Origin of the sequence: Mycobacterium sp. (assembly GCF_040509115.1) — a bacterium.
Lineage (GTDB): Bacteria > Actinomycetota > Actinomycetes > Mycobacteriales > Mycobacteriaceae > Mycobacterium.
The window spans coordinates 24,776-31,333 of the sequence record NZ_JBEVLO010000199.1 but is presented as its reverse complement, the minus strand read 5'-3'; the positions used below and the strand labels follow the sequence as shown (position 1 = coordinate 31,333).

Genomic DNA, 6,558 nt, shown 5'->3' with positions numbered 1-6,558 from the left:
CAGAGCTCCTAGAGGTTGACCTTGGACGTGTTGGTTTTGGCGAGGCTGCGCAGCCGGCTGGCGGCGTCCTCACCCCCGTAGATGTCCTGCAGCGCGACAGCCCAGTTCTGGGTGGTGTCGAAGAACTTCTTCTGCGGCGTGAATTGGATCTTCGACTCGCCGATGACGGTCTCGAACGCCTCGAGGTAACCGAACTGGTCGGCGGCGACGCGCTTGAACGTGGTGTCGAACACGGACTTCCGGACCGGATCGGCGTAGGTGCCGCCCTCGACGGCCTTGTTCATCGCGTCCTTGCCGGTGGCCCACTGGATGAACAGCCAGGCGGGCAACTTGTTTCGGGAGTTGGCCGACATCGCCCAACTCCAGGTCCACAGGTTGGTCTTGTAATTGCCGTCGGGCCCGGCAGGTCCGGCGTACCAGGCGATGTTGCCGGCCTCTGCGCTGGCGCCCGGCTTGTTCTTGGGGTACGTCGCGCTGTCGGCGTCGAACACCATCATCGCCTTGCCGTCACCGAGATCGCCGGTGGCGTTGGGATAGTCGTACGTGGTCCATGACGTCGGGCCGGCCTGGTGCTGCAGGTCGATCCACTTCTTGGTGAAGTCGATCGCTGCGTCGCTGTCCATCTCGGCGATCAGCTCCGAGCCGTTCCAGTTGTAGTCCACCGCGCCCTGCCGCGTGTACTGCGTCATGAAGCCGGGGTGGATGGTCGCCCACGACTTCGAGCCGCGGGTGGACAGCCCGTAGCGGTTCTCGGCGCGGTCGGTCAGGTCGACGGCCAGCTGAATGAAGTCGTCGAGGTTGTCGGGCAGCGTCTTGATGCCCTTCTCGTCGAAGATCCGCTTGTTGTAGGCGACGACGTTGTTCTCGAAGCCCCACGGAATCGCCCACTGCCCACCGGTTCCCAGCGGATTGCCCAGAGTGAAGTCCCATCGGGTGGAGGTGCGCAGGCCCTCGAAGATGTCCTCGAAGTCGTATTCGTCGCTGGTGGCCGACGTGTTCTCCAGCCACGGCTTGAGGTCCTCCACCCAACCGGGAGGGCCGTACTGCCAGATGAAGTACGCGCCCAACATGAAGGCGTCGTGCTTACCGGAGCCGCCCGCCAGCTCGGTGTTCAGCTTGGTGAAGTAGTCGGCCTCGGGAACCAGGTCGACGTTGACGTTGATGCCGGTCAGTTCGGTGAACTCGGCGAGCAGCGGTTGATACGACAGCTGGTACGGGTGCGGTGTCTGCAGGATGTTGATGGTTTGGCCCTCGGCCTTGCGCCAGTCGAACCCGCCGCTAACCTCCCCGGCGCCGTTGGGCGCGCTGGGGGTGCCGCCGACACCGCATGCGCTGAGCACCGGCAGGCTGGCGGCCGCGGCACCGGCAAGACCCATGGCCGCCAACATGTTCCGCCTCGACATCTGCGGCCCACCCTGGGTTCCTCTAAAGCGATCTCGACTCATGTATCTGTCCTTCGTGGGGGTTCTGGACTATTCCGGAATCAGCGAGACCTTGACTGATTCCTTGCCGCTTCCGACGAGGTCGAGGCCCTTCTGGAACTCGCTCAGCGGGAGTTGGTGCGTGCAGATCTCGTCGAGCGGCAGCACGCCGGATTCGATCATCCTGATCGCGGCGGGCCAGGTGTATGGGCCGAGATGCGCGCCGAGAACGTCGAGTTCCTTGTCGTCGCTGATGATGCTCCAGTCGACGGTGACGTCGCTGCCGAAGACTCCGTACTCGACGTACCGACCGAGCTTGCGCAACGCGTTGAGTCCCTGGGGAACCGCCGACGGGTGTCCGGTGCCCTCCAGGTACACGTCGGCACCGTAGCCGCCGGTGAGGTCCTTGACGATCTTCTCGACGTCCTGCTCGGCGATGTTGATGGTGATGTCGGCGCCGCACTTCTTGGCCAGCTCGAGCTTCTCCGGCGCCATGTCCAGCGCGATGACGTGCATCGGGTTCTTGGCGCGGGCGCCCGCGATCATGCCGAGGCCGATGGGGCCGCAGCCGGCCACCACGACCGTGTCCTCGAAGGTGATCTCGGCCCGCTCGACGGCGTGCAGCGAGCAGGACAGCGGCTCGACGAACGCCGCGTGCGCGGGTGGGATGTCACCGGAGATCTTGTGCACCAACGCTTCAACGGGATAGGTCATGTAGGTCGCCATGGCGCCGGGGGTGCGGCGCTTGAAGCCGTAGAGGTCGTGCGGCTGGCACATGTGGTACTGCCCGCGCTTGCAGAAACGGCACTCCCAGCAGGGCACGATCTGCTCGGAGGTGACTCGGTCGCCAACGGCGATGCCCCACCTGCTGGCGGCGAGTTCGTCGAGTTCGACGACGCGGCCGACGAATTCGTGGCCAGGGATGACCATCGTCTCGGTCCATGCGGGGCGGTTCTCGTCGCCCCAGAACTTGGCTGCCCCGTGGTAGCACTTGAGGTCGCTGGCGCAGATGCCGACGGCCTCGACCCTGATGAGCGCCTCGCCGGGCTTGCGCTCGGGCACCGCGACCTCTTCGAGTCGGTAGTCATTTGGCCCGTGCACGACGACGGCCTGCATCTTTTCGGGAATGTGGCCGGACACTGCTTCGGTCATCAGAACGCTCCTTCACCTGTGGCTGGGGTCACAGTATCGAGGCGCTGCACATTTGTCCAGAACGAATGTTCAGCAAAATTCTTTCCAGAACACATGTCCAGTGCCATACTCACTCCATGCCCCGGTCGGCCCAGCCCACGCCGCCGAATCAGCTCGGTGATGGTGCATCTCAGGACGGCGAAGGCAGCCACTTTCCGGCGTCGCTGCTCTACACCGCAGCGCGGCTCTATTACGAGGACGAGGCCACGCAGGCCGAGGTGGCCCAGCAACTCGGCACCAGTCGCGCCACCGTGAGCAGGCTGCTGTCCGAGGCCAAACGCCAGGGGATCGTGAGGATCGAAGTGGTCCCGCCCGCCGAGGCGCGTCCCGGTGACCTCGCCGACCGGTTGGCGCGCGCGCTCGGCCTCACCTCGGTGTACCTCAGCACGCAGCTGCCCGCTCCAGGCCCGGGTCGCAGCGTCGTCGACGTGATGGGACGGGCGCTGGCGCCCGCCGTCGGACGCGCGCTCAGCGAAGCAGGATTGCTGCCAGGCGACGTGCTGCTGGTGTCGTCGGGACGCACCGTCTACGAGGTCGCGCAGCACGAGCTCACGCCACTGCCAGGGGTGATCGTGGCGCCCACCGTCGGTGGCAACGACCAGCCCGAGGAGTGGTACCAGACCAACGAGATCACCAGACTGGTCGCCAATCGCATTGGCGGCCGGGCCAATTATCTGTTCGCCCCCGCAGTGCCGGGCGTCGAGCTGTACCAGTCCCTGCTCAACGATCCGAGCATCCAGCGCGTGCTGCACCTGTGGCCGCACGCGCGATGCGCGCTGATGGGTGTCGGGGCACCCCCGCTCAGCCGGTCGGACATTCCCCGGTTCGTGCCGACCGGCTCGACGTCACTGCGCGCCGCCGTCGGCGACGTCTGCTCCCGGTTCTTCGACCGCACCGGCGCGGCCGTGGACTTCGAGGACGGCGAACGGCTGATCGCCGTGGAACTCGAAGCGCTGCGGCACATCCCGGTCACCATCGCCGTCGCCGTCGGCAAGGAGAAGGTCGACTCCGTGATCGCGGGTGCCCGCGGCGGCTACTTCAACCACTTGGTCACCGACCCGGTCACGGCCACCGACATCCTGGCCAGTCCCAGCCTGGACGAATAGGTCGGCGTCACAGCACGGCGTCGGCGAGCCGGTCGACCTGGTCGGGCGCTGCGACGGCAGGATGGAAGAGCAGTCGGTCGAAACCCAGGTCGCGATACGTGCGCACGGCGTCGCGGGCATCGTCTGGCGTGTCCACCATGTCGGCGACGGAGAGCGCGCAGTAGTCGGGCGTGAATGCGTAGTAGCGCCCGAGATTCCTCCTGCCCTCGTCGACCACGGCCTCATCGCCGAGGGCGAAGTTCAGCGATGCCTGGAGCGTCGGATGGCCCGCCCGGTCTGCCTTCTGCCATTCGGACCGGATCTGGTCGGCGAAGGACGCCTGCACCGCGTAGTCGCGGACCGCGCCCGCCGCCCATCCGTCGCCGAGTTCGGTGGCACGGCGCAACGTCGCCTTGGACTTCCCGCCGAACAGCACTGGGATCGTCACCGGCGAAGGGCACAGCGGTGACTCGCCGAGATCGCCTGCCCACACCTGGCGCCAAATCGTGGCGGCAGCATCGAGAAGCCTTCCGCGAGAGCTGAAGTCCGCTCCTGCGGCAGCGTAGTCGTCGTCCCTACCTCCGACCCCGACGCCCAGCACCACCCTGTCGCCGGAGATGTCAGCCAGGCTGCCCAGCTGCTTGGCGAGCAGAACGGGCGGGTACAGCGGAGCAAGCAGGACGTTGGTGACCAGTGCCACGTTGGTGGTGGCACCCGCTGCGACCGCGAGGGCGACGATCGAGTCGATGCTCGGATAGATCAGCCGGTCGATCGTGGTGACGGACTCGAAATCGCGCTCCTCGGCGCGGCGGGCCCATTGGACGATCACGGGACCCTTGACCTCGGCGACGTGGTTCGGCAAGCCGATTCCAACCTTCATGACGTTCCTCTCTCGGGATTGACTGTGGCGTAAGCCTTCTCGTAGTCGCCGCGACGCTCGGCGAAGCGCAGAAACCGGGCGGCGTCGACGACGACCTCGTCGGCGCCGGGATGTGCGGCCATCAGAGCCATCGTCTCGGCGACGAAGCCGTCGACGTGCGCACCGCCGGCACTGCCGGCACCGCCGGCACCGTCGGCACCCGTGTACACCCGCGGCGGTGGTATCTCGACGACCTGAATCCGGCTGTGCCGCAATTGGAACCGCAGGGACTCGGTGTAGGCGTGCATCGCTGCCTTCGTGGCGGAGTACGTCGGAAGGCTCGCCATGGGCACGAAGGCCAGCGCCGACGAGACGTTCACGATCGCCGCCCGCGGGCGCTTCCGCAGCGTGGGCAGCAGGCGTGAGGTCAGCAGCAGCGGACCGATCAGGTTCGTCGCACACACCGCCCGGATCACCCTCGGATCGGGTGTGGTGAGATCCTCGGCCGCCATGATCCCGGCGTTGTTCACCAGCACGTTCAATTCGGGATGACGCCGCACGACCTCGTCGGCGAATGCGTCGACGCACTCCGGGTCGGACTGATCGAACGGGAGGCATTCCATGCCGGGGTGCGCGCGGACGACGGCCTCCAACGCCTCCCGACGACGCCCGGCGATGATCACTCGGTTGCCGCCGTGGTGAAGTGCGGCGGCCAGACCGGCGCCGATTCCGCTGCCGCCCCCTGTGACCAGGATGGTGTTGCCCGTCAATCGCATGCACTCAAGGATGGCGGGCACGATGACGATCTGCCACCAATGCAGCCAAAGCGGTCAGTAATCATCTCGACTGGGGATGAATGCGTAGGGTTATCCTCATGATCGACGAGCTCGACGGCAAGATCATTCACGCCCTGCAGATATCTCCGCGGGCATCGTTCCGTCTGATCGCCGACACCATCGACGCTCCCGAGCAGACGGTTGCCCGGCGTTATCACCGACTCCGCCGCGACGGTGCGTTGCGGGTGGTCGGCCTCCTCGACCCCCGGGTGCACGGGGACGCCCAATGGGTGGTCCGCGTGCACGCCAAGCCCGACGACATCCCCCGGCTCGCCGAGGCGCTGGTCCGACGGCCGGAGGTCACTCACGCCAACATCCTGTCGGGGTGGACCGAACTGGTCTGCGTCATTCGGGCTCCCCTCGCCGAGGGCTCCGAAGGGCTTTTACAGCGGCTGCCGCGCACCACGTCGGTGCTCGATCTCGACATCGACCTGGTGCTGCACACCTTCGGCGAGGCGGGCACCGAACCATGGACCGCGTACGGGCACAATCTGACTGCGGCGCAGACGCGCCTGCTCGTACCACCCGAACCGACCGGCCACACCGCGGGCCCGCTCGTCCCCGATGACGAGGACCAGGCGCTCTTCGACGCGCTCGCCGTTGACGGCCGGGCACCCCACGCGCGACTGGCCGAGCACACGGGATGGTCGACCCCGCGGGTCACCCGAAGGCTTGCCGCGCTGGAGGCAGGCGGCGCATTGACCTATGACGTCGACATCCTTCCCCAGCGGCTCGGGTTCGACGTCAACGCAATGATCTGGCTGACGACGGCTCCGCCGCACCTCGATGGCGTCGGTCAACAGATCGCCGCGCACGCCGAGATCGCGTCGGTGGCGGCCATCAGCGGCCGGAACAACCTGATGGCCATCGCCATCTGCCGCGACGTCGACCACCTCTACCGGTATCTGTCCGGAAAGTTCGCGACCGTGGCCCACGTGCAGACCTACGATCTGAGCATTCGCACGCAGCGCCTCAAGCAGACGGCCTCGCTGATCTCACACGGCCGGCTGATTCGCGCGTAGTGGCCCCTCAACGACCGATGGGTGAATCCGCCCGACCTCCACGACCAAGTGGCCTGAAACAACTTGCGCCCCATTGGTTTCAGAGGTCTCGATGCCCCCTCCACGAGACCGGAATCTGTCGGTAGTCGAAGGTATGTTCGAAGT

The 6,558-nt window shown here is 66.5% G+C and carries 6 protein-coding genes; 2 read left to right on the top strand and 4 right to left on the bottom strand.

What is annotated here, in order from left to right:
- Nucleotides 1–8: 8 nt before the first annotated feature.
- Together ABW137_RS14165 and eltD are read right to left on the bottom strand one after the other, a co-directional pair.
- On the bottom strand, nt 9–1,445 hold the full coding sequence (locus tag ABW137_RS14165; RefSeq protein ID WP_526400923.1) for an extracellular solute-binding protein: 1,437 nt from the start codon (nt 1,443–1,445) through the stop codon (nt 9–11).
- Nucleotides 1,446–1,472: 27 nt separating this feature from the next.
- The gene (gene eltD / locus ABW137_RS14160; protein ID WP_526400931.1) at nt 1,473–2,561 is read right to left on the bottom strand and encodes an erythritol/L-threitol dehyrogenase; all 1,089 of its coding nucleotides are present in this window, start codon (nt 2,559–2,561) and stop codon (nt 1,473–1,475) included.
- A gap of 128 nt (nt 2,562–2,689) precedes the next feature.
- Between eltD and ABW137_RS14155 the strand changes: the two genes are divergently transcribed.
- Nucleotides 2,690–3,718 (top strand): sugar-binding transcriptional regulator, encoded by a 1,029-nt coding sequence (locus ABW137_RS14155; RefSeq protein ID WP_526400921.1) that lies wholly within the window; start codon nt 2,690–2,692, stop codon nt 3,716–3,718.
- Between the two features lie 7 nt (nt 3,719–3,725).
- Here the strand turns inward: ABW137_RS14155 and ABW137_RS14150 are convergent, their stop codons facing one another.
- Both ABW137_RS14150 and ABW137_RS14145 read right to left on the bottom strand, forming a co-directional pair.
- Nucleotides 3,726–4,577, bottom strand: coding sequence for an LLM class flavin-dependent oxidoreductase (locus ABW137_RS14150; protein WP_526400919.1), 852 nt, complete (start codon nt 4,575–4,577; stop codon nt 3,726–3,728).
- Complete coding sequence (locus ABW137_RS14145) at nt 4,574–5,332, bottom strand: SDR family oxidoreductase (protein ID WP_526400917.1); 759 nt, start codon at nt 5,330–5,332, stop codon at nt 4,574–4,576. The genes ABW137_RS14150 and ABW137_RS14145 overlap by 4 nt, the downstream gene beginning before the upstream one ends.
- A gap of 98 nt (nt 5,333–5,430) precedes the next feature.
- Between ABW137_RS14145 and ABW137_RS14140 the strand changes: the two genes are divergently transcribed.
- A complete protein-coding gene (locus ABW137_RS14140; RefSeq protein ID WP_526400915.1) occupies nt 5,431–6,414 on the top strand; it encodes an Lrp/AsnC family transcriptional regulator in 984 nt (327 codons plus the stop codon).
- The last annotated feature ends 144 nt before the right edge of the window (nt 6,415–6,558 follow it).